Origin of the sequence: Cognatiyoonia sp. IB215182 (assembly GCF_033963905.1) — a bacterium.
In the GTDB taxonomy this organism is placed as follows: domain Bacteria; phylum Pseudomonadota; class Alphaproteobacteria; order Rhodobacterales; family Rhodobacteraceae; genus Yoonia.
Genome location: NZ_JAXBMB010000005.1, coordinates 64,064 through 88,464, shown reverse-complemented (window position 1 = coordinate 88,464; position 24,401 = coordinate 64,064). Strand labels below are relative to the sequence as shown.

Sequence of the window (24,401 nt, the reverse complement as noted above, 5' to 3'; positions counted from 1 at the left end):
AATTGTCACGTGCGGTTGTGGATTACTCCATCAAACCCGCTTCTTTATAGTAACGTGCTGCACCATCATGGATCGGTGCAGACAGACCGGCAGATGCCATTTCGGCTGGTTCCAGATTGGCAAATGCAGGATGCAGGCCCTTGAAGTCGTCGATATTGTCAAAGACCGACTTTACCAGTGTGTAGACCACGTCATCAGACACGCTGGCAGAGCTTACAAAGGTCGCGCCAACACCAAAGGTGGTCACATCACTGTCGTTACCGCGATACATCCCACCGGGAATGGTGGCGGAGCGGTAGAATGAGTTGTCGGCGATCAGCTGATCAACAGCCGGACCCGACACTTCGACAAGAACAGAGTCGCACGCGGTTGTTGCTTCAGAGATCGAACCGGATGGATGGCCAACAGTGTAAACCATCGCATCAATCTGGTTGTCGCAAAGTGCTGCCGATTGCTCTGCCGCTTTCAGCTCGGTTGCAAGCGCGAAGTCGTCCATCGTCCAGCCAAGCGCACCCATCAGCACTTCCATCGTGCCGCGCTGGCCGGAGCCTGGGTTGCCGATATTCACGCGCTTGCCCTTCAGATCTTCGATCGTCGTGATGCCTGCATCAGCACGGGCGACAACAGTAAAGGGTTCTGGATGGACCGAGAAAACGGCGCGGAGGTCTTCGAATGCGCCATTTTCCTCAAACCGGGAGGTGCCGTTAAAGGCGTGGAACTGCCAGTCAGACTGGGCCACGCCGAACTCCAGCTCACCTTCGCGAATGGTGTTGATGTTGTAGACCGAGCCACCGGTGGACTCGACCGAGCAGCGGATGCCGTGGTCGCGGCGGCCCTGGTTCACCAGACGGCAAATCGCGCCACCGGTTGGGTAATACACCCCGGTGACACCGCCGGTGCCGATGGTGATGAACTCTTCCGCCATCGCGGCGGGTGCCATCATCGCGGCGGTCGCCACCCCGGCTGCAACAATTCTTAACTTAGCAAACATCGTGTTCTCCCTTGTGATGTGTTGGTTACTCTTGCGCTACTGGTCCCATACTTCGGCCAGCACTTGCGTTGTTTGTTCGACCTCTGCGATGCGGGCCTTTGCGGTATCCCCGGAGCGGCTGACGATCAGGCCAATCAGCGCCTCAACGAAAAACAGCGTCGTCACATAAGACGAATAGAAATGCGGGCTGGTCGTTGGCAAAACGAACCCTGCACTGGCCACCTGCAAAGCAGGGCATCGATGTGTGTCAGTAATGACTATGACATAGACCCCCCGGTCACTTGCGAACCGCGCTGCCCTGATCGCACGATCAGAAAATGGCGGCTTGGTCACAATCAGAAGGGCATCACGGTTGTCGAGCCCCGTCAACCCGCCACCGAGTGACGCCCCCATGCGACTGGCCATTGACCAGTTGTCAGCGCAGAAATTAGCCATGTAAGACAGGTATTCGACCACGCCGGTGGACCCAAGTGCACCCATTAAAACGACTTTCCGAGCCTCGCTGAGTTTCAGGGCCGCCCGTTCCAGCAATGCGCGGTCGATCTGCGCAACCGATTCGAGATTCGCCTGGCAGGCCGCAAGATGAGCATCGAAAAAGCTGCTCGTATCCGCATGGTATTGCTGCTGCAGCCGCTCTGCACGATGCGCGAAATTGTCAATTTTACGGGTGATCTTATCACGAAATTCATCGCGCAACGCTTCGATATCGTCGTAATCCAGCGCCCGGATGAGCCGCGTGAATGCTGCCGGGGACACTCCACTTTCCTTGGACACCGCACGCAGTGGGCGCGTCGCGACGTCGACCGGATTATCTTCGAGATACCGCGCCGCCTGTCGCAATGCCTCTGACAGGCTGTCGTATCGCTCTGCCAGACGCGTTTCAAACGACATCACTGTTTCCCCTGATTCCACACTTGAGTGTTTCCTTTGTTTCATACAAAGTCAAATAGCGTTTCATCTGTTTCAACGCTTGCTCGAACAGGATTCCCGATGTCTCACGTCTTTGCCCGGCACTGTCGCTCTGCCCTGCCTGTCGCCACGCGCGCAGAAGGCGTTTACGTCTACGATGCGCAAGGTAAGGCTTATCTAGATGGCTCTGGCGGTGCCGCAGTCTCTTGCCTGGGCCACAGCGACCCTGACGTGATCGCGGCGATCCAAGCGCAGGTCGAGACCCTCGATTTTGCCCACACCGGGTTCTTCACCTCCGAACCAGCCGAAAAGCTGGCCACAAAACTGATCACCCACGCGCCCGAGGGAATTGAACGCGTCTATCTTGTCTCTGGCGGGTCAGAGGCAGTTGAGGCCGCACTGAAACTCGCCCGGCAATACATGATCGAAATCGGTCAGCCCGACCGAATAAGGTTTATTGCCCGGCGCCAAAGCTATCACGGCAACACGCTTGGCGCGTTGGGAACTGGAGGCAACATGTGGCGGCGTGCCCCGTTTGATCCGGTGATGGTCTCTGCCAGTCATATCGCGCCCTGCTACGCCTATCGTGATCAGGGCCCTGATGAGAGCCTTGCAGCATATGGAGAGCGCGTCGCAAACGAGCTGGAAGCCGAACTTCTGCGCCGCGGCCCCGAGACGGTGATCGGCTTTCTGGCCGAGCCCGTTGTCGGCGCAACTGCTGGGGCAATCCCGGCCGTCCAAGGCTATTTTGGCCGTATCCGCGAGATCTGCGACAAATACGGCATCCTCTTGATGCTTGATGAGGTCATGTGTGGCATGGGCCGGACGGGTACGCTCTTTGCCTGCGAACAGGACAATGTGCGGCCCGATATCGTCACCATCGCCAAAGGTCTGGGGGCCGGTTACCAGCCCATCGGGGCGATGCTCTGCAGCGGCGCGATTTACGATACAATCGCGAGCGGCAGCGGCTTTTTCCAGCATGGCCACACATATCTTGGCCATCCGGTTGCTTGTGCGGCGGCACATGCGGTTGTCACGAAACTCACCGATGGCGGTCTGACGACGCAAGCGGCAGAGCGTGGCGACTACCTTTTGGGCGCGCTGCAATCCACCTTCGGCCAGCACCCGCATGTGGGCGATATCCGCGGACGCGGCATGTTCCGGGGCCTGGAATTCGTTGCTGACCGGGAAACCAAGACGCCCTTTGCACCGGAAAAGAAGCTAGCCGCGCGGCTTAAGGGGGCCGCCATGGAAAACGGGCTTATCTGCTATCCGATGAACGGAACCATTGATGGCAAATCCGGGGATCATGTGCTGCTGGCACCGCCATTCATCAGTACTGAGGCGCAGATCGATGAACTGGTGGACAAACTGGCGGCTAGCCTCGCAGCAGTCATCTGATGCGGTTGCCGCAAATCATGGTCGCGCCAAATGGCGCACGCCTGCAGAAAGCTGATCATCCCGCACTTCCGGTCACGAACGGCGAGATTGTCGCCTGCGCCAAATCCTGCTTTGCCGCTGGCGCTGGCGCCATCCATGCCCATATTCGGGACAATGAAGGTCAACATATACTGGACAGTGGCGCCTATCGCGAATTGGTTGCTTCACTGCGCGAAGCCGTGCCCGACATGGCCGTGCAAATCACAACCGAAGCTGCTGGCCGATACGTCCCGCAGCACCAGATGCAGGTTGCGCTAGATGGCGGGGCCGACATGGTCTCTGTCTCCATCCGCGAGATTTGCCGGGCATCTGCCAGGGAAGTGACGCATTTTGTTCAGGAATGTGCGCAACGCCAGATCACGCTGCAATACATCCTTTATGACCGCGATGACTGCGCCTTGCTTGAACAGACATTGCCAGAGCAAGACGTGAGCGATCCCGACTTGCAGGTCCTGTTTGTACTTGGCCGATACGGGCGGCGCCCAGCGCAGCCGACAGATTTGGCCCCGTTCTTGGACTGGATGGAAACACGCGCATTGGCACCCGACTGGGCCGTGTGCGCCTTCGGTCCGCGTGAACCGGATTGCCTGAAAGAGGCAGCCGCGAAGGGTGGGAAATGCAGGACAGGGTTTGAAAACTCATTGCACCTGTCGACGGGCCGCATCGCGTCGGACAATGCCGACAAGGTCGCAGATCTTCGCACATTGCTAAGCAATTCAGGGGAATTGATGCAAGGGCATTAACTCTCCAAACGCGTCTTCTATTCTTGGTCGCCTCAACCCTTCCCCAGATCGGGTGATGGCTTTGGGACGGCACCACCTGCCAGTGTGCCGCAGACAAGCGCCAGTTCTGACCCTTGCTAGCAACAAGAGATTTAAGACAATGGAAATTCATTCATCGGTTGCGGAACCCATGAACCCGAGGCACCGCACATGAGCGGGGCAAATCATGCCGTCACGTGTTGGGATCCGATCCTGGGCGAGGTTCAGGCCAAGCCGCCGATCGAAACAGCCGTAAAGGTCCACCGGCTTGATGGCGTCGTGCGTGCACTGAACGGGCCCGTAATTTTGGTGATGTTGATCGGTTTTGGCGTCGGAGTTCTCAGCGAGACGTGGCGTTTTTACGGGTTGGGGGCCTTTTGTCTTGGCTTCGTCTACTTTTTTCTGGGCGATCAGATCACTGGTGCCACACGAAACAGCCATGCCCGCATCCGCAACGCGGTCGCCGCGAATGGTCATGTTGGTGGAACGAAGATCGCCGAGACAAAGATGGGGGCCTTCGCTCGCCGTATCCGCAGCCTGATGGTCTTGCGTTTTGGTGGCTCGATTCCGCTGGTCATTGATCACGAGCTATGGGGGAAGACGGATGCCGGTATCCCCTTTTGGATGGGTCTGTCGTTATCGCAATCTGCCGTCTATGGCAGCGGGCCCAGCGCGAACATTCGTACCGCGGGGTCGAGTGCCCATGGCGAATTCGCATCGTTTCTTGTGGCCTATAAGCTGGATCGTGACACGCGCGTGCGTGCCGAGATTATGCCGGAATTTGCGACTGCCATCGGCCCTCTGGATCGCGACATCAAAACCGAAAGCACCGAATTCAACGACAAATACAACATCCGCCTGACTATGAATGTGGGTGAGGAGGTGCGGGCGAATGATGCCACGGCAGAGCTGTTGCAAGTTCTGACCCCCGCCTTTCAGACTGTGATGATCGGGCTGGCGGACACCTATGCCGCACGGGTCATTATCGACCACGACACTGTCTTTTTCGGCGGTTACCGCAACCTGCAGACCACGCTGGAGGATGAATTGGCCGCGCTGCTGAAGCAGGCCATCACCGATTTCGCCGATGCGGCCACCGCCTTCAAAGCTTACGCAGAATAACGGATTTTCAGATGTTTCTTACAATTCTCATTCTTGTCATTATCGGCGTGCCCGTGACCTGGGCCATTTGTCAGAACGGGCTGGTCGCAGCGCGTGAAAAGGTGTCCGAAGGTTGGTCAGGGATCACCGTGCAGCTCAAACGTCGTCACGCATTGATCCCCAATCTGGTGCAGGCCGCCCAGACCGCGATGAACCATGAGAATGAGATTTTCGATAAGCTGCTAGAGGCTCGCACGACGGCCGCAGCCGCGCTGACCTCAGGTGCCCAGGACGAGGTCAATCAGGCAGAGGCTGCGCTGACAGCGGCACTTAGCCAGTTTGCAGGTTACGCCGAGGATACGCCCGAGATTACCGCCAACGACAACATCCAATTGCTGCAAAAGCAGTTGGAAGAGACAGAGGATCAGATCGCCGCTTCACGCCGCCTCTACAACGGCAATGTGGCCGCGTACAACACACGGCTTGACCAGATCCCGTGGAGCTTCGTGGCAGCGCGGGGCGATTTTGCAAAGGCGAAACTGTTCGAGGTGTCGCAGGCCGAGATGGAGACAATTTCGCAAGATGTGGCGCTGTCTGATCTGGGTTTTGGGGCGAAGTCATGAGGGCGTTGCTTGCCGCGCTACTGCTTACACCGGTTGCCGCTCATGCCGCCTGTACGAACGATTTGCCTGGATCCGGTGTGCTGAACTTTCATCCTAACCCGACATCGGACGGGGTTATCGGCGGCGTCAGTCCCAACCAGTGCGGGATCGAGGTCACCGATTTCTGTGAGGCTGGCCGCTGTCTTGCCTTTTACGAGGGGCTGAGCGGTTACATCGACGTCACCGGTCTGCAAAGCGGCACCATTGATCCTGCGCCAACTGCCTTTGTCTATGACGTGACCGGCGCGGACGGTACGATGACCTCACTGGGCCAATCCACGCCCTTTGCGTGGGAACCGGGTCCACCGATCCGCATTGAACCGGGCGCCGATCACGTGAACCTGTTCCTGCCGCACCCTTTTCCCAAACCGATCCGCATGGAAAGCACCGGCAGCAGCGGGTGGGAGGCGGTGCTGCCTGATTGGGCCGGTGTTCCGATCCCGGTTGTGATGTATTTCGACAAGCTCGGCGCGCAGTCGGCCCGGCTGGAGATGTTTACCGATGACGAGATTTTCCAACTCGACGCGGTGCTGTTCCTGCAGCGGGTGATGGGCGACACCGAAGATGTGATCATCGGGGCTGATGGCCCGCCGCCTTGCGTTCTGGTCAACGATATGGCGCAGCGCGTCGGCGCGATCGGGCAGGAGCAGATGATCGATGACTTTTACACCGCCGTGGACCGTGCAGGCATCACCGATTGGGACAACATGACCCCGGGCATGTGTGCGGTGTTGCTGGATGAATTGAACGCGGTTGCGATGGAACTGCAGATCGAGGTTGCGGAAGATTACGCCGCAACCGATGGGCAGTAGAAAGGACAGAACACATGATACACAATTTGACCAAGGCTGTCGTTGCGCTTGGAGCCTGCCTTGCCACGCCCGCGACCGCGGAAGGCTACAACACCTTTGTGATCACAATCCCCTACGAAATCTCGCTTCCCTCAGAATATGTCAGTGTAGAAGTTGAATGCTGGTATCAATTTGACGCCACCGATGCGTCAGGCCAAATCATTGAAGACGGCAATGTAGCTGTTGAAATCATCGACCTTACGCAGGGCCAAGCCTCCGGAACGTTGAAGTTCGGCTACGATGTTTTGGGGCAAGAGCAGGGCTTACTTGATCTGGGAGACCGCGAGCAAATACTACGCGAAACCGTGGCTTATCCCGATTTCGATGTAGAGCTAAGTTGTAGCCATAGAAAGGCTAGAACGGCCACCGACACATTGTGGCTGTTCGAATCTGGCGGCGTCTACTCGCTTCGCAGTAACCGAAATCATGTTCTCCATCTTGACAACCATCCCAACGCACCAGCGTTTACTACAAACTTTAAAATGGCCGACAACCAATTCCAGCGGGGAGTAGAAGGAACACTGGCGGTTCCCAATACGCTGACGGTCCCCAACACCGTGCCATCACAGTCGGATGGGCTGAATAGCCTGCGCACCATTCTTGACGGGCAATGATCATCAGGACGTTTGCTTTTCTGTTGGCTTTTGCAGCGGATCAGGCATGGGCGGAGAAGTTCACCGCCCGCGCACTCGATCTGCGTCTTGCGGCTGAGGCCTCTCGTTACGCGTCTGAAACGCCCCTTCTTCGGCTGTCTTCGCGCAGCCACCGATTTGCGGCGACCACACCTGCATTGAGTCTGCAATCGGACAGCGCGCGCTTTGTCGCGACAGCGCCACCGCTCACGCTGACCGCCAGGTCCCAACACTTTGCTGCGACAACACCAAGGCTCAGCCTGAACACAACATCGCAAGGTTTCGCAGCCCAAGCCCCCTTGTTGCAACTCACTGGCACAGGTCGCCAATTTGTCGCCGACACACCGGCCTTACACCTGGGTAGTCGAAGCCGTCAGTTTGTTGGAGCAACACCGATCCTGCAGTTAAATGCCCGACAAACCGGCTTTGCGAAGACGACACCCGTGCTGGCGCTACGGGCAGAAGGGATTGATGACAACGAGACCAGCGACAGCGTTGAAACGCTCCTCAATTTTGACCGCTGCATCCCGCTTGAAAACTACGCCATTGCCCTCGAAGAACGTGCAAATGCGGGGGTGAATACCGACTGGCACGAACTGCGCCTGCCAATCATCCTGATGGGCGCAAATCATCACATGTTTGCCGGGCGCATGGATTTGTGGTGCGACCATGTTGTCGCACGCCTGCCTCCACTGCCTTAAGATGCGTTGACCTAGGGTTAACGATTACTAAGCTAAGCGCCTGAGATACCGCCTTGCGAATATGCGGGGCCGAGTTGGATGCGCGTGTGAACCTACCTACAGATCCTGAACGGGATGTCGAAAAGAATGTTTTTGAGGATGACAGCACCCTCGACGTAGTGCAGGCCATGATCCAGATGGTCTATCAGGTTGCGGTTGATCCAGATAAATTCGAAGACCTGCTCGCAACCTGGGACACGTTTTATGCCAAGGCAGCCTCGTCTTCGAACTTTCTGCTTCTGGCCACCCATTTCGAACAGGCGATTTCTATTGCAACGGATCCGAAACTGGATCGATCGCAAGATTTGCCAGCCATTCTCGACATGATCACGGCTCCGGCAATTCTGGTGGATAAAGAGGGTCGGTATCTTTTGGCGAATGGTCGAGGCGAGGCTTTATTGGCGGCGCATAAGCCCAACGACCCGCTTGCACCGTTTTTCGTTGGCGACTGGCAGCCAAAGTCAGAAACGGATACGCCCCATTTTCAGTTCAGGCGCGAGAACGACGAACTTGCCATGGCATCGAGCCGCCTGATCCCTTTGCCCAACGGTGGCGCACCCCAATGCCTGATCCTGCTCGCGGCCTCTGGCTGGACCGACGCGCTGACGGAAACACTACGCGACAGCTACGGGCTGACCGATGCAGAAATCGCTGTCGCCCGTCTTTTGCATCAGGGTCAGTCAGCAGTGGATATCGCCGAGGCGCGTGAGCGCAGCCTCGAAACGATCCGCACCCAGATAAAATCAATCATGGTCAAAACCGACACGCGCAAGCAGGCCGGATTTGTTCAGTTTCTGTCGCACCTGCAATACGTCGTCGGCATGCCAACAGCGGACATAACGCTGCCACCAGCCAAAGCCGCTGATCGTACCGCATTTGAAAGGCGCAGCATCGCCATGCCATGTGGGCGCAGCCTGTCTGTGTTCGAATACGGTACACGACACGGCAAACCGGTCATTTATTGCACAACGTCCAGCCGGCCTGAGGAAACGGCAGAATGGCGCGAGGCCATTTTTGACGCCAATCTGCGGGTCATTGCGCCAAACCGTCCTGGCTTTAGCGGTTCTGATCATGTTGGGCCTTGGGATGATACTGCGGCCTATCTTGCTGATGCGTGCCGAGATCAACTTGGTCTCGATAAAGCCGAACCCACACTATTTGTCGGCCACCGCGAAGGCGGTATTCTCGCGGCAGATGTTGCATCCCGACTTGCCGATACGCAGTCCATTTCCGGCGTTGTTCTTATTTCAACCGGTGCGCCTGGCAGCGACGTGTCAACGCACACGATGCGGCGAAACCGACATGTTATTCATACGATGCCTGCTGGCCTGCGCCTTGGATATTCGGCGGCACGTCGCATATTCGCGTCTGGTACCTTGGGCGAGCGGCAGATCGTGTCGTTCTTCGTCAAGGATAGCCCCCGCGATCAGCTCGTGATCAGAGACCCGCAGATGCATCAGATACTCAGAGACAACATCGCCTATTGCTTTCAGGACACCGATATCATTGTGGATGACGTGGCCCGATGGACATCCAATTGGGCAGAGCCCATTCGCAAGCGCGGTCAGCAACCGCCTTGGCTGTTCATTCATGGTGATGCACATGATTTCATGCAGTTGAAAGAGGTCGAAGCCTTTTGCGCAAACCACGACAATTGCAGCTTTCATGCTCTTTCCAATGCAGCGCAAATGATGCTCTACACAAATGGCGCCGATATTGTGCAGCACCTTGAGCGCACGAAGCCAGCCACTGGTGATTGATGAACTCTATTCGGGCGCCATGGCACAGTCGCTTGGGAAGAAAAGCTTTGTACACAATGTGTAACCCGTATCAGGGATCAGGGTCACATCGATAGCTTGGCCAGCCGCCGGACGGCCAATGCTTTGCATCGCGACAACCTTGTTATCCATGCGCAAGCTGACCGCGAATTCAAGATCGGCGGGGTCATTTGGCAATGGGGCGAAGGGTAGCACAGCGCTGGTCCCACCTTCGATACCGTGTGTTGTGTAGGGAAAACCGCGGTCGCTCGCTTCAACCACCTGTACCTCGGGCCAACGCGCATCGGTCATGTCGATAGCCGAAAAGTCAACGTTCACGCGGGCGTAGTCCCAGTCAAAGTTTTCTGTCTTCGCTTCGGCATCCAGCGTCACGTTCGCTGGCAGGGGCGGTTCCATCACACCATCAGCGTTTAGACTGACCACGTAGTCACCATACACAAGTCGATCAAAGACGGCGCGACCATCCGCCGTCAGTAGTACCTCGTCCAGATAATCCCCGTCAGGGGTCGAGAGCGTCGCCCGCCCACCGGGCAGGGTAGCATCCCAGTTGGGTAGTGCGACGGTCAGCTCTCCCTGACGGAAATCCAGCGTGATCTCTTCGATGACACCCTCAGCCAGATCGACATTGGCGCTGACATCAGTCACTTCATCGGTCACGCCGACACGATAAGCGCCAGCAGGGACGGCGACATAAGTGGGCTCGTCCGGTGCGATCCCACCGCCAATGCCGCCACTGTCGTAATCAACGTAGAACCGCATGTCGTTCATATCGCCGCCAATGACAGTCACTTCCAAAAGTCCTGCATTCAACGTGAATGTCTCGGTTGTCTGGCTTCGTGTAGTGGGTGTGATGCGCTTTTCGTAAGGTTGAAGGCCAAGGACCACCGCCTCGACAGTGTGCAAGCGGCCACCACTTACTGCAAAAACATTGGGTCGGTCAGGCTGGGGCGAGACACGCTCCACATCCGACATCGCAAAACCGTCGACCGCATCCTCGGCAAGCACCTCCAATACGGACCAATGCACCTTGTCGGTTACGTCCAATCCACCAGCGGTCAGCTCTGCCCGCAAGGTCAGTTCGGTCGGACGGGTGAAGTACCAGCCTGCCCCGCCCGCGGCGACCAGCGCAGCAACAATCAGAATAGTGCGACCCAAAATACGCTCCTCTCAAATCATGTTCTCGGGGCCAGGATGCTCTCTATCGCCGAACTCAACCATCACCCGTTCGGGTGAAAGGGTCACGATACCGCCACGTGCCAGCCCTTATGAGCCGCTTGATCGCGGCGCGTCCCCAGATGTGGTGATTTATCGACATTGCCATCTACGCGACCTTTCCGAAACCCGACGCAGCACAGATTTCGCGTTGCCAGATAGGATAGAGACGGAGCCTTTTTCATGTTTTCCAAATGCACCCATTGGCTCGCTATTTTCGCGATGCTCTCAACGGCAGTTCCACAACCTTTGGTCGCGCAAGACCTGTCGCCGGACCTGCGCGAGCAGTTGGAAGAGATGACGGATATATTGGCCGATATTGCCGACGTCACGTCTGATGGTGCGGATCTGCCGGGGGTGGTCTTGCAGGCGGTAGGCACCGATGCAGCGGCACTGGTGGACTACGTGGGCTCACGGATCGCCTATGTCCCCTATACCGGTGTGCTGCGCGGCGCCGACGGCACCCTGCGCAGTGGCTATGGCAACAGCTACGATCAAAGCCTCGCGCTGATCACGCTCCTGCGGCGGGCAGGCTACGAGGCGCAAATCCTGGTCGGGCCGGAAACCGAGGGTGCATTCTCGACAACCCGGCAGGACTTCCCGGTGCCCGACAACAACGCCGAGGTGCAGGACCTGATCGCAGAGCTTGAGGAACTCACCCAGGAACTTGTTGACAGCGGAGCTGTGGATGCACCTCCTGCACTTCCAGAACCCGAGGTTGCCGCATTCGACACTACAATCGCGCCGCAGGCTGCTGCTGCCGCTGTTGATCTTCTGGACCTTACCCCGGTAACACCAACGCCCGAGGCCGCAGACATCTACGCTTTGGTCCGTTATCGCCAGGGACCGTCTGATTCCTGGGCCTATGCGGATGCGGCGAAGAACACGGTGTTCGAAACCTTGGACACCGAGGCCTACCTGAAACTGAACGAACAGGTCCCGACAGAGCATCAGCACAGGACTAAGGTCACGGTTGTGGTGGAATCAGCCTTGGGGTCAGTGCCTGTCGCAACTTTGGAAGCACCTTCCGCAAACATCGCGGATCGCCCTATCAGCTTTGGCTTTGCCCCGTCAGGTCGTGTCTTCGGGGTCGAGGGAATCTCACCATTTGATCCGTGGCAGGATCTCGTCTTTATGTCCGATACCCTGCCTCAATCCGTGATCACTTTGGAAGGTCAATTGATCCCGCTTGATGTTGCAGCCAACGCCATGGCCGGGGTCTTTAAGACCGGCGCTGGATTGCTAAACGATGCCGCAGCATCTTTGGAGAGTGGTGAAGAGCAAATGCGTCCATTGCTCGACCGGATCACCTTTCGCGTTACGACCATTGCACCAGGCGGGCAAGACATACGCGGGGCTGAACGCATCCTGATCGACCGGGCCGGCGTCCTGGAACAGGTTGAAGAAAACGACGAAGCATTTGTCCGCTCCACAATGCTGGCGGCGGCAAGTGGGACTGTCATGCTGTACTCTGGCGTCTCACCGCGGACAGAAGCAGAGCGTGAAGCGGATCAAATCCAAGCTCTGACCAAGTTTATTGCTTCGCTACTTAATGACCCGGATGACACCCAGTTTTCACGATTTGCTGCAGAATACATGAACGTCGTTCTACAAGAAGCACTCGCATTTTTCTTCGCTGACGAAACAATTGCCGTACATGTCTCCAGTTCGGTGGCGGCACTACGAACCGTGTCAGTTGTGACCTCACAAAGCGAAATTCTCGAGTTTGCATTAATGACCGATATCCTGATTGATGGTCGACTAGCAAAGGATGTTGATAGTGCCCTTAGCTTGGCAGTCGAAGCGGCAGGCCGGGAGCACGAGATAGTTACAAGACTAGCGAGAACACTGGAGTTACCGAGCTCGAGGCTCGGAAGTTTTGAAGCACTTCAATCAGCAATCGGGAATGAAACGCAGCCTATCTCACTCTCCAGTTTCGTTGATGATATGCCTTCCAACCCTAATTATGAGCGGCAAGCCCAGATAGACTTTCTATTGTCGCAGGAGCAGGCCGGAAAAAGTATCTCGATCTGGCCGGGTGCCACTCCGGAAGAAACCGTCTGGCTGGAATTCGATCAAGCTAATGGCACTGCGCGTCTTGCGTCCGGTGGTGGCGCTGGGAACGCAACCGAAAAAATCGCTGTCACGACCCTAACTGCATTGGCTCTCGTTTCCGCCCTCTTCATTGGAATTGCGAAATGTTACAATGCGCCAGGTGGTCCGAAAGTGGGGTGTGGACGCTGCGTTATGGGTGCATTTGTGCTCGGCATAGGTGCTCCAATCGCTGCTTCCTTTGGCGTAGCCGCGTCCGTCATTAAGGCAGTTGGATTTACTGGCGGCAGTGTCCTACTCGCGGTCTGCTGATGCTTGGTATACGCTTATTACTCGCTTGGGCCTTGCTGCCGGTATCGAGCCTGCAAGCGCAGACCGTCAATCTAAATGAAACGTTGCACATTGGCGGTGACACCCAGCCCGCCAAAACCGTTACAGAGAGTCTAAGTCTCGATCTCGCAGGACACCCCCTCGTTGCCGAAAATCCAGTCACTTTTGAAGTCGATGGCGTCTTTTTCATCCCGCTTGACCCTTCAGCAGCAGGTCAGGTTTGGACGGTGACCATCGACCGGGAGCCACGTACACGGGTCGCGGTTAGCCCTTCGTTATTCGAAACCACAGATGACGGGCTGATCGCGGATATCGAGACGCTCGACAGGGTCTCGACCGACGAAGCTGCACCGCCATTCGACCTGGCGATCCCCTCTCAGGCAGAGCACCTCGAAATCGCGACCTCTGGACCGGCAACCATCACCCTGACGCCGCGTGCACCCATAGCCGTTGGTTCGCCAACTCTCGACGTGACGTTCGGGGCGCAGGCGGCCGCGCGAGTGGAATTCCCGATCTCCTATGACGTCCCCGCAGACCGCATCAACCTCAGCGCCGAATTGGGGTCTCCCGCGAACTTGAACGCCGTCGTCGAAATGCGTGTGGCTGGCACTTGGCTGCGCTACGCCCCCGGCACGGCACTTGCCGCCGATGATCCCGTCACTGATATTGCCATCCGCTTTGATCGGGCGCGCGCCTTTGCCGATGACCCCTGGCCAGTCGTGCCCCTGACACTTGCTTTAGCCCCCATCGACACGGATGAGGTCGAGCCAAATCAGGACTTTGCCACCGCGACGCCCATCGACTGGCCGGACAGCAAACGGCGCACGCGCGTCGACGGGCGTCTGGCCGATGGTAACAACTTTGATATCTGGCGGCTGGATCACAATCGCGATGATGCTCTCGAAATCTCGCTGGAGCTGGGGTCCGGATCTGCGCGTCTCGCCCTTTTGGCAGAGGACAACACGACCCTGACTGAGACCTTCGGCGGCGGAACCCTCGAAATCGCTCCGGTTGTCTTGCCCCAAGGTACTTATTTCCTACGGATCGATGGCGGGCCAGAGGCATTCACCCGCTACAGCCTCAAGCTGAAATCCCGCCGCGTGCCGGGAGCAGACAATGAAATCGAACCGAACGACGTGCTTGCACAAACCCAGTCCTTAACGGTGGATGAGACTGTTGCTGGCACCCTGTCTCGCGGGGATATTGATCATTTCAGCTTTCATGTGACAACGGCGGGGCGGATGTGGGGTGCCGTCACACCGGGCCGTGCGGAGATGCGCCTGATGACCACATCCGGCGTCGAAATCACCAAGGGCGAGGTGGATGCCACCGCCAACGTCATGCGCCTGCCCGCGGTGGCTTTGCCAGTCGGCACTTATGTGATCGCGCTGACTGGCGCTGGCGAATATGATCTCACGCTACGCGACATGGGACCAAAGCCTGAGGATTGGGAGGATGAACCCAACAGCGATGTTCATGCCTCGAACCATTTGGCGATTGGCGACCAGATGCGCGGACAGCTCTCCGATAATGACAACGACCACATCCATTTCGATGTGCCCTCAGACCAGTATGTCGGTATCTACGTTCGCACCCCGGATGATGCGGAAATGAATGTCGCCCTGCTTTATCGTAACACTGAAGCTTTTGAGCGTTTTCGCACCGGCCCTGGCGACGAGATTGATCAGGTCTTCTGGCTGGAAGCGGGCGAATACACCCTGCTGCTGAACCGATGGAGCGAGGGCATCTCGCAGGATGCGTGGATCGTGAGACTGTCTGCGCCTGACGCGGCTGAGGTCTCCGCGTCCGAGATCGAACCAAACACGCGCGTCTTTGCCCGAGTGACAGCGGGCGCTCGGATCATGGGGCAGAATTTCGGCATGGACCCTGCTGATGGATATGCCGTGCCGCTTCCTGCGGAAGTAGGCGATGTGTTCTACAATTGTCGTCAGGCAAGCGGAGATATCACCTGGGGGATTGGGCCGCTCGCGGCGCGAGGTGACGAAGTCCGTCGTGAAACGCACCGAAATGATGTACTGCGAACGCTCACCCATGACGGCGCAGCGGACCAAGCGCTGTTTGTCCAGCATCGGCCCGGCAATGGTCTCGATTATGACTGCGCGGCCCATTGGGCCACGGCGCAGACGCGGGATGTGGCGCTGGGTTCGCTTCCTGATTTGGAAGTGCCCTGGGCTAGCGGTTTTGGGATGGGAGAACCGCGCTTCGTCAGGGCACCTGCGGGTGTTGGGCTTGATTTCACTGCTGAAACGCCTCGCCAGATCATTTCCCTTGGCATGCCGCAGCCCGGACAGATCACGCTGGTTTGCGATGTACCGGATTTGCAGGCCGCGATCTACAACGCAGCGGGCCAGCGGCTGGCATCAGGCCGCCCTACGGATCGCCCACTGACCGCCGATATCGACATGGCCGGCGGCTACCTGACATTTTTCGCGCGCATCACTGATCCCCTGACTGCTCGCTGCGACGTCACAATGGATGACACTCCAGTCGATGGACCGCCCATGCCGGCTGGTACGCCTTTCGCCGACCGCCCGGTGGTCAGCGTGAGCACGCCGGGCACCTATGCAGGGGACATCTTGCCGGGGGATTTGTTAACACGACCGGAATTCGTTCTTGAGTTGGATGACGTTAACGCGGTCTTTTCCCACTGTGCGCTTACCAATGCGGATGGGGAGGTGATCCAGACCGAAGATGTTATTGATACGCGTAGGCGCCAAGTCATCCGCCCGGACATTGCGCAGGGCCTAACCAATTTCGCTTGCAGTTTCGCTCCGCTCTCAGACCTGCCAACCTTACCGCTCACCAATACATCAATGTCAGATACTGCATTGCCTGCTGTCACGTATGAAACGCGTGATGGCTGGCAGGTGCCGACTTCTTTCGCTGGTGGTCTCAACGTCGCGCTGTCCCGCTTCGGGGGCCGCATCTCGGCAGTGGGCGACAAGCAGTTAACCGATGCTGACACAATCCTGATTGACGGCACCGCGCCATTCGGTGGCATGCCGCGTGTGGCAGATGGGGTCGATAGCATTACATTTGATCTGGCGGGTGACGCGGCCTGGCCCATTGTCGGGCTGCATTACACACATCGCGGGCCCACTGTCTCGCTGCATGATCCGATGCGCGCTGTGATTGTTGCGGCATCCACCGACGGGGCAAACTTTGCTGAGGTTGGCACCTTCCCCCTCTCGATCCAGGCGCACCGGCAATACCTGCCCTTTGCCGCGCCTGTCGATGCCAGTCATATCCGCGTTCAGGCCGCTGATTGCGATGTGCGGTTCTGCATCGCCATGTCGGAACTTGGCGTGATTGCGGTGCCGGGCGCTTATCCCGATACACTGTCGTCAACGCCAAACATCGCTGACCCCGCGTTGGGAGGGCGACTTATCTCGACCACTGCCGACATCGGGCTGCGTACGGAACTGGAGATTTTCAACGACCGGACATTGCGGCTCAACGTTACCGAAAAGCAAGCGCTGGACCCAACCGATATCATCATCGGCTTCTGGCGTGACCGGATGGCGCAGATCACTCGGGTTGAATGGGCAGTCCCTGCAGATAAGGAATTGTTGGAGGTCACATCATTCGAGGTGCTGGCCATCGATAGCATCCTCAGACCCCCGATCTCGCTGGGTACGCTGGCAGCACCGGCGCCGGGCAGTGTCGGCACGCTGGAGCTGCCCGTTGGGACCTCAGCCCGCTATCTGATCCTGCGCGCCGACTTGCCTGAGGGGCGCAATCACGTGGCCGGTTCCATTCGCGTGATCGAAGCGACAGCGGAAGAGGGTGGCTATCGTTCAATCCTCGGCACGTGGGATGAGGACGACCCGAAAGGCCCGGTCGACTGGTTCGACGGGCCGGAAAGATCGCCGTTGCCTGACAAGGTTCGGTCCAGCGCGACTGATCCCGCCCTTTTGCCCAGTCAAGAGACAGCAATGTCGGTGACGCGGAAGGAAGATGACCCCGACTGGTACAGCCTGCCGCCGGGGGAAGCTACGACAGAGGAAGTCTGGCGGGTTATCACCCTCAGCGCACCGGAAATCGTTGAGGTTGGGATGACCTTGTTAGATCCAAGTGGTGCCGAAGTCCCTCTGATCCCGCTCACGACCTTGCCCGAGGAACTGAAAACGCTGGAAGAGGATATCGCGGCACTCGATTTTCCCATTCCAGAGGGCTGGCAGGACAACCTTACCTTTCTGGCCCGTCTCAATCCCGCCCAGTCCTACCAGTTGCGCGTCGCAGAAGAGGCGCGGCTTTTGATCATGCGACGTGAACGGACCGACATGCTCAGCAATGTCGATGTTGCGCGGCAGCGGGCCTATGCAGAACTCGCCGACATCCTTGGTGACGGGAAAGACGCCATTGATATCGGTGTGCCCTCAGTGACCGGCGAGACGTTGCTGCGCGGGCGTGAGAACATCCTGCTCGGCATGACCCGTCTGCCCGATCCCAACCAGGATGACGGTGTTGGCACCGCTGATTTCGGTACGGCGGTTGCCGCCTCCGCCGAAACCCTGCGGCTCTGGCCCGGTGGCAAAACCCTGGTCTATTTTGGCATGGGGGCGGGAATGATGCAGATCGAGGACATGGATTGGGTTCATCAGGTGCAGGATGTACCGGTGCGCACGATCTCGATCTTTGCGCCCTGCAACGAAGGGTCGTTTTTCTGTCCCGATCCAGCAGTTGCCGAATTGAACCCCATGACATTCGCCGCAAGCACCGGGGGCAGTTTTGTTCGCACGACCTCTAAATCCGAACTGCGCGATGCGCTATTTGACGCGGCACTTGGGATGCAGGAACCAAAGGCCTATGCGGTGGGATGGCAGGATATCCCGGCACAACCAGCGATGGCGACACTAACTGTGCGTCTTGCTGAAACCATCACCGAAGAAGTGCAGGAAGCGGCCTCCGCCGGCCCGCCCGCGCTTGCGCTGATCCTTGATGCCTCCGGGTCCATGCTCAAGCGACTGGAAGGGGAGCGACGGATTACGATCGCACAATCGGCCTTGGTCGATGTTGTCGAGAATGGTGTACCAGATGAAACGGCAGTGAGCTTCCGCGCCTTCGGATTGGCGGAGGATTCTTGCGACACGCGAAACCTCTCGCCCCTGTCGCCGCTTGATCGTGCCAGCTTGCGCGCAGCGATCAATGACGTGGCGGCGATTAATCTGGCCAAAACGCCCATTGCGGCAAGCATCCGCGCTGCAGCTGCGGAAGACCTTGCAGATGCAACGGGCCCGCGCGCGATCATTCTTTTGACCGACGGTGAAGAAACCTGTGACGGCGATGTTGCTGGCACACTGACAGAATTACGCAATCAAGGCATCAATATCACGCTCAGCATTGTGGGTTTTGCCATTGAGGATGACGCGCTGAAAGCCGATTTCGACAACTGGGCGGCGCTTGGCAACGGCGCCTATTTTGATGCCGGCGACAGCGACGGGCTGCAAGCAGCACTTAGCGCCGCCCTTGAAACCGTTGCAGCTGAACCCGTGCCAACCATGGTCGAAATTCATCCGCTCAGTGATGCAGTGGCGTCAGAACGTGGCGTGCCGCTTGGCGAGACCGTCAGTCTGGCGCCAGGGCGATATCGGATCACATTGGATACCGGCCAGTTCCACGAGATCGAATTGCAGCCAGGACAAGTGACTGAAGTGCGGACAGATGCGTTTCGGTAGTTTGCAGCGCCTCCTTGAAGGTCGCGAGGGACCCGGATAACCCACATCCTGAATGTGGCTTGCTGAACGGGTTAAATCAGAATGGCTATACGAACTGTTGTTCTTGCGGGCGGAGTAGTCCTGGCGCTTGCGCTGACCATCGCGCTTGTTCTGATCCAGCCAGCATCGGCGCCTGATGCAAGTGAAGACCTCGCAGCGAAGAGCTGCGATCTGGTAGACGATGGGCGTCTGAAACCGATCAATCAAGTACGCTTCACGCCGAGCCATCCGGAAAGACAAAGTCGCATGTTCGGTGTCGGCATCACAGACAGGCTTTCCGAGGCTTGCAATACGCTGCTAGACGCCGGGTTCACAGTGCGAGACCAAGACAACGCGCGTGTTCGGATCAACGATATCGGAGAGACGGAGGCCGTATTTGCAACCTACACCAATGTCGTGATGCTAGATGGTTCTGCCATCAATCCCTTGGATGGATTGCCGTCAGAGGTCGCCGTAACCTTGGTTGCATCCTCCCCCGCGACTTATGGGTCGGTCGAATACTTTTCGGTTTCGTTTACGCATGCGGAGCCTATCCCACTTGAGCAATGGTCCGCCGCGCTTGACGACTATTTCGGAGCGGCGACCCCGTCGGAGGCGGGTTACTCACCTTATTGGATTGTGTCCGGAAACGCGTTGGATGACGAAGCCTCTCAAGAGGAATGCGATCCAAGACTGTTCAATTCGCGCGCCCGCTTTTTTGATGCGCTGCCTCCCATCGATGTCAGAGCGGATTTCGAAGGGAGTATCCCTGCACATGATGGGCAGAAGTGCACTATCTTCGTGGGTGCCGAACCGGTCGGCGGCGATCAAGCTGGTGTCGATCGTACCATGATCTTCTTTGCGGACCTGCAGTCGATTTCAGCAAATCGCCGTGCCGAGAATGCGCATGTTAGAAGACTGCTATATCCGGTTGATTAACCCGTCTGGCCCCACTCAGCACCCCCGAGCATTGGCGGCTGAGCGAGCAGAGTTTTCACGCCGCGCGGATTGTTGGATGTCCGGATTGGGCTGAAATGCCCTGGAAGAGGGCAGTGTCAAGGCCGTGTCAGTCTTGCCCGGCAAACAATCGGTTACATTTGATGAGGGTTCTGGGCGCTTTCTGACTATTTTTATCAGAAAATCTTTACAGTCCTGAAACAGCCGCTAAAACACTTTCCTGAGTAAAACACTCATAAAAGGATTCGACAGGATGACCTCTCTGACAAACAAGGCAATACTTGCTGCGACCGTCTCGATCATGGCGACAAGCGCCGTCGCTGAAGGTGTGCTAAACCTCTATTCATCGCGTCACTACGACACGGATGAGCGGCTTTACTCCGACTTTACCGAGGCAACCGGCATCACCATCAACAGGATTGAAGGCAATGCGGACGAATTGATCGCCCGGATGCAGGCCGAGGGGGCAAACTCACCAGCAGATATCCTATTGACTGTCGACACATCGCGGCTTGAGCGCGCGAAGGCGGCGGGCATTCTGCAACCTGTGGAAAGCGCGGTTCTTGAGGCGCGCATTCCCGAGGCCCTGCAAGACGATGACAACCAGTGGTTCGGGTTCAGCCAACGCGCGCGGATCATCTTTTACGACAAGAATGATGTGACGAACCCGCCGCTTGATTACGTGTCTTTGGCTGACCCGGCTTATGAAGGCATGGTCTGTCATCGTTCTTCGACCAATGTCTATTCGCAGACGCTGCTATCTGCTGTGATCGAAAATCATGGTGAGGAGGCTGCACAGGCATGGGCCGAAGGCGTAGTCAACAACTTTGCCCGCGCGCCGCAGGGCGGGGATACAGACCAGTTGCGCGGCCTTGTGTCGGGCGAATGTGATATCTCGATTTCAAACACCTATTACTTTGCCCGTGCATTGCGCAAAGATGTTGATGGCCTCGGAGCAGAGGCGCTGGCTGATATCGGTTGGGTCTTTCCCGCCCAGAACGCCGAAGGGGCACACATGAACCTGTCCGGCGGCGGCGTGGCGGCCAATGCCCCCAACCGTGAAAACGCGATCGCGTTTCTTGAATACCTCGCCTCCGATCAGGCGCAGGAATACTTCAGCGCAGGCAACGACGAATATCCCGGCGTGCCCGGCGTCGGTCTGTCACCGTCGGTGGCGGCCCTTGGTCTCTTCCGCCCCGATGCGGTGGACCTCAGCGAGGTGGCCAAGAATGTCCCCGCCGCGCAGGTCATCTTTAACGAAGCTGGCTGGGAGTAAGCCGCATAATGACATACCCAACCCTGGGCGCGGCTTCGGCTGCGCCCTTTTTTACCGTGCCTCGCGTCCGATGCGGCGGCAAAGCAGGATGACCGGGATCAAGCCGATTGCCGCAATCACGAGGCTTGGCACGGCAGCGCCGCTGAGGCGTTCGTCAGAGGCCAGACGGTGCGCCTGCACGGCCAGTGTATCGTAGTTGAAGGGCCGCATGATGAGCGTTGCGGGCAGCTCCTTCATCACGTCCACAAAGACGATCAGCCCAGCGGTCAGCAGGCTGGTCTTCAGCATCGGCATGTGAACGCGCCGCACCATCCCCGGCATGTCCTGGCCCAAGGTACGTGCGGCTGCGTCCATGTTCGGCCCGACGGCAGCGATGCCCCCGTCATAGGCCCCGATGGCGGCCGCCAGAAAGCGGATCATGTAGGCGCAGATCAAAAGCCAGATGGAGCCTGTGAATAAAAGGCCGGTTGAGATCCCGAATTGCGCCCGCATCCATGCATCGAGCGTGTTGTCGAAAAGGGCAAAGGGCACGAGCAGGCCAACCGCGATCACCCCTCCCGGCACGGCATAGCCGATACGGCCCATGTAAAGTGCGAATGCCGACAGCCGGGTGGTATGTACCCGATGCACGGTCCCAAGCAGAAGGGCCGCCATCACCGTTAGTATTGCAGCAATCCCGGCAAGTGTGATCGAGTTCTGGATAAAGCCGAGGTAACGGGGGCTGAGCAGGTTCTGCTCTGACCCGATGGCCATTGTCCCCAGCGTGATCACTGGCACCAGCACGCCCAGCGCCACGGGCACGGCGCAAAAGAAGAAGGCAATTGCCTGTTTTTGCGGGCCAAGTGCGATGCGCTGCATCGGTGCCTTTTTGCGACCATCCGTGTAGGCCGCCCCGCCACGGCTCGTCCGTTCAAGAAACGCGATCAACAGCGCAAAGGCGAGAAGTCCCAGCGCCAATTGTGCCGCCGCTGCGCGGTCAGCCATTGTGAACCAGCTTGTGTAGATGCCCACTGCAAAGGTCTGCACACCGAAATAGGCGACCGTGCCAAAGTCAGCGATTGTCTCCATCGCGACCAGCATTACGCCCGAGGCGATGGCTGGTCTCGCCATGGGAAGTGACACCGTCAGAAAGGCGATGAACGGCGATTTGCCCAGCACCCGCGCGGCAAGAAAAGCGGTCGCCCCCTGTGCTGCGAAAGCGGCGCGCGCCAAAAGATAGACGTAAGGATAAAGGACAAGCGTCAGCATCGCCGCAGCACCACCCAGTGACCGGATTTCAGGAAACCAGTAGTCTCGCGGCCCCCAATCCATCACATCGCGCAAGGTCGATTGCACGATACCAGGATGATCAAGGATATGGGTATAGCCGTAGGCCAAGACATAGGCCGGAAAGGCAAGCGGGATTGCCAGTGCAATTTCCAGCCAGCGCCGCCCCCAGAAGTCTGTCATCGTCACGAGCCAGGCCGCCCCTGTGCCGATCATTGCGCTGCCAATCATGACGATGATCAATAGGGCAAATGTCGTGCTCGTGTAGCGAAGCAGCACTGTCTCGGCCAAATGCAGCAGCGTATCGAATGAGCCTGTCAGCGCCGCTGCCAGTACGCCCAGATACGGCAGAACACATATCGCGGTGACAAAGCCGACAATCCCGTAGATTGCGGGTGTCAGAAGGCCGCGGAACGAACGGCGTTTGAGAACCTGAATGCTCATCCCATGTCGCTTACCGCGTTTTGGCCCACACGGGCAATCCGGTTAATTCAGTCGGGAAATGGATGTTCCGCTAGCGTGGCGGTGGCCCCAGCGATGCACGCAGCCTCAACTCCGTATGCAGTTCCTGGCTTTCGAGCGGCGCGTCATCGTTCAAGTGCCGCACAAGCGCGCGCGCAGCTCTTTGCCCCATATCTCGGTGAGGCACGTGGACAGTTGTCAGCAGCGGATAGGTGACTTGCGAAAGCTCGATATCGTCAAATCCTATGATCGAGACATCACCCGGCACGTTCAGCCCCATGTCGCGGGCGCCGCGCAGTGCGCCGACGGCCAGAACGTCGTTACCGCAAAAGATGGCGGTGGGTTTTGTTGAGCCCTGCATCAATGCCGCAAAACCGATGGCCCCGTTTTCGATCCCATAGGGGTATTCGACAATCGGCAGCGCGTCGGAGTTCAATCCAAACTCCACCATCGCGTCCTTCAGCCCCAGCAAACGGGCCTGTGCCCGGTCATTGCGGGCCAGGGGGGCAGTCATCATAGCCAAACGCTGATGCCCGAGCTCCAGGACCTTGCGGGCCATGTCGCGCATCGCGGCACAGTTGTCGAACCCCACCGACGGGCGAGCTGCCGACGGGTCATACGTCCATGTCACCAGTGACGGGATCTGCTGCGCGTCAAGAAGCGCATAGATCTGCGGGTCGCGAATATGCCCGATCAGCAGCAACGCATCCGCCCCGCGCGCCACGAGCGATCGGACCTGCGCCACCTCCAACTCGCGCTGATATGATGAGCTTGCAACCATCAGGTTAAAACCCAGTCGCCACAGTTCCTCCTGAAAGGCCTGCAGGCCTCGCGCAAAGATGGCGTTTTCCATTGTGGGGATGACCGCGCCAATGGTGTTGGTCCGCTGCGTGGCCATCGCGCGTGCCCCGAAATTGGGCGAATAACCAAGGGCCGTGACTGTTGCCATGACCTTCTCTCGCGTTTTGGCCGTTACCTTTTCAGGTTCGTTCAGGCAGCGCGACACCGTGGCGGTCGACACCCCGGCCTGCATGGCGACATCGTTCAGCGTTGGGCTCTGCGCCTTCATCATGGTCTTATTGACTAGGGTTGACTTTGGGTAATGTAAAGGCTTGCATTGCGTCAATGTAAGGGCTTACAACGACAACAGACCTGCTTTCTGTCGCTATCGAGTCGCGCGTTGGGATCTAGCTGAGATCGCATTTCCGCTCGCGCTCGCGCATGAAAGACTGGCCGCTGACCTCGAAGAATGGGACCAATCGAA

At 58.0% G+C, this 24,401-nt stretch carries 17 protein-coding genes; 12 read left to right on the top strand and 5 right to left on the bottom strand.

Features of this window, described 5'->3' with window-relative positions; all coding sequences use genetic code 11:
* Nucleotides 1–22: 22 nt before the first annotated feature.
* Nucleotides 23–991, bottom strand: coding sequence for a TAXI family TRAP transporter solute-binding subunit (locus SLH47_RS11280; RefSeq protein WP_320239612.1), 969 nt, complete (start codon nt 989–991; stop codon nt 23–25).
* A 36-nt stretch (nt 992–1,027) separates the two neighbouring features.
* Nucleotides 1,028–1,882, bottom strand: a complete 855-nt coding sequence (locus SLH47_RS11275) for a MurR/RpiR family transcriptional regulator (protein ID WP_320239611.1) — start codon at nt 1,880–1,882, stop codon at nt 1,028–1,030.
* A 99-nt stretch (nt 1,883–1,981) separates the two neighbouring features.
* Here SLH47_RS11275 and SLH47_RS11270 point away from each other — a divergent pair, with 99 nt between their 5' ends.
* From SLH47_RS11270 to SLH47_RS11235, 8 genes are all read left to right on the top strand, one after another.
* Entirely contained in the window at nt 1,982–3,301 is a 1,320-nt protein-coding gene (locus SLH47_RS11270) for an aspartate aminotransferase family protein (RefSeq protein ID WP_320239610.1), read from the top strand.
* Entirely contained in the window at nt 3,301–4,083 is a 783-nt protein-coding gene (locus tag SLH47_RS11265; RefSeq protein ID WP_320239609.1) for a 3-keto-5-aminohexanoate cleavage protein, read from the top strand. Before SLH47_RS11270 ends, SLH47_RS11265 begins: the two co-directional genes overlap by 1 nt.
* A 189-nt stretch (nt 4,084–4,272) precedes the next feature.
* Nucleotides 4,273–5,223: a hypothetical protein gene (locus SLH47_RS11260; protein ID WP_320239608.1), complete on the top strand. Its 951-nt coding sequence runs from the start codon at nt 4,273–4,275 to the stop codon at nt 5,221–5,223.
* A gap of 11 nt (nt 5,224–5,234) precedes the next feature.
* Nucleotides 5,235–5,825, top strand: a complete 591-nt coding sequence (locus SLH47_RS11255; RefSeq protein WP_320239607.1) for a LemA family protein — start codon at nt 5,235–5,237, stop codon at nt 5,823–5,825.
* On the top strand, nt 5,822–6,676 hold the full coding sequence (locus SLH47_RS11250) for a hypothetical protein (RefSeq protein ID WP_320239606.1): 855 nt from the start codon (nt 5,822–5,824) through the stop codon (nt 6,674–6,676). Before SLH47_RS11255 ends, SLH47_RS11250 begins: the two co-directional genes overlap by 4 nt.
* 14 nt (nt 6,677–6,690) lie before the next feature.
* The gene (locus SLH47_RS11245) at nt 6,691–7,329 is read left to right on the top strand and encodes a hypothetical protein (protein ID WP_320239605.1); all 639 of its coding nucleotides are present in this window, start codon (nt 6,691–6,693) and stop codon (nt 7,327–7,329) included.
* Nucleotides 7,326–8,048 (top strand): hypothetical protein, encoded by a 723-nt coding sequence (locus SLH47_RS11240; protein WP_320239604.1) that lies wholly within the window; start codon nt 7,326–7,328, stop codon nt 8,046–8,048. Before SLH47_RS11245 ends, SLH47_RS11240 begins: the two co-directional genes overlap by 4 nt.
* Nucleotides 8,049–8,134: 86 nt before the next feature.
* Complete coding sequence (locus SLH47_RS11235; protein WP_320239603.1) at nt 8,135–9,847, top strand: hypothetical protein; 1,713 nt, start codon at nt 8,135–8,137, stop codon at nt 9,845–9,847.
* Nucleotides 9,848–9,853: 6 nt separating this feature from the next.
* Here the strand turns inward: SLH47_RS11235 and SLH47_RS11230 are convergent, their stop codons facing one another.
* Complete coding sequence (locus tag SLH47_RS11230; RefSeq protein WP_320239602.1) at nt 9,854–11,020, bottom strand: hypothetical protein; 1,167 nt, start codon at nt 11,018–11,020, stop codon at nt 9,854–9,856.
* A 240-nt stretch (nt 11,021–11,260) separates the two neighbouring features.
* Here SLH47_RS11230 and SLH47_RS11225 point away from each other — a divergent pair, with 240 nt between their 5' ends.
* The 4 genes from SLH47_RS11225 to SLH47_RS11210 all read left to right on the top strand — a co-directional run bounded on the left by SLH47_RS11225 (nt 11,261) and on the right by SLH47_RS11210 (nt 21,409).
* Nucleotides 11,261–13,441 carry a transglutaminase-like domain-containing protein gene (locus tag SLH47_RS11225; RefSeq protein WP_320239601.1) on the top strand — a complete coding sequence of 727 codons (2,181 nt, stop codon included), beginning with the start codon at nt 11,261–11,263 and terminating at the stop codon, nt 13,439–13,441.
* Entirely contained in the window at nt 13,441–19,158 is a 5,718-nt protein-coding gene (locus tag SLH47_RS11220) for a VWA domain-containing protein (RefSeq protein WP_320239600.1), read from the top strand. Before SLH47_RS11225 ends, SLH47_RS11220 begins: the two co-directional genes overlap by 1 nt.
* A gap of 81 nt (nt 19,159–19,239) precedes the next feature.
* On the top strand, nt 19,240–20,115 hold the full coding sequence (locus SLH47_RS11215) for a hypothetical protein (protein WP_320239599.1): 876 nt from the start codon (nt 19,240–19,242) through the stop codon (nt 20,113–20,115).
* Nucleotides 20,116–20,386: 271 nt separating this feature from the next.
* Complete coding sequence (locus SLH47_RS11210) at nt 20,387–21,409, top strand: extracellular solute-binding protein (protein ID WP_320239598.1); 1,023 nt, start codon at nt 20,387–20,389, stop codon at nt 21,407–21,409.
* Nucleotides 21,410–21,460: 51 nt separating this feature from the next.
* Here the strand turns inward: SLH47_RS11210 and SLH47_RS11205 are convergent, their stop codons facing one another.
* The gene (locus SLH47_RS11205; protein ID WP_320239597.1) at nt 21,461–23,119 is read right to left on the bottom strand and encodes an iron ABC transporter permease; all 1,659 of its coding nucleotides are present in this window, start codon (nt 23,117–23,119) and stop codon (nt 21,461–21,463) included.
* Nucleotides 23,120–23,189: 70 nt separating this feature from the next.
* On the bottom strand, nt 23,190–24,206 hold the full coding sequence (locus SLH47_RS11200; protein WP_413785637.1) for a LacI family DNA-binding transcriptional regulator: 1,017 nt from the start codon (nt 24,204–24,206) through the stop codon (nt 23,190–23,192).
* Nucleotides 24,207–24,401: the final 195 nt, after the last annotated feature.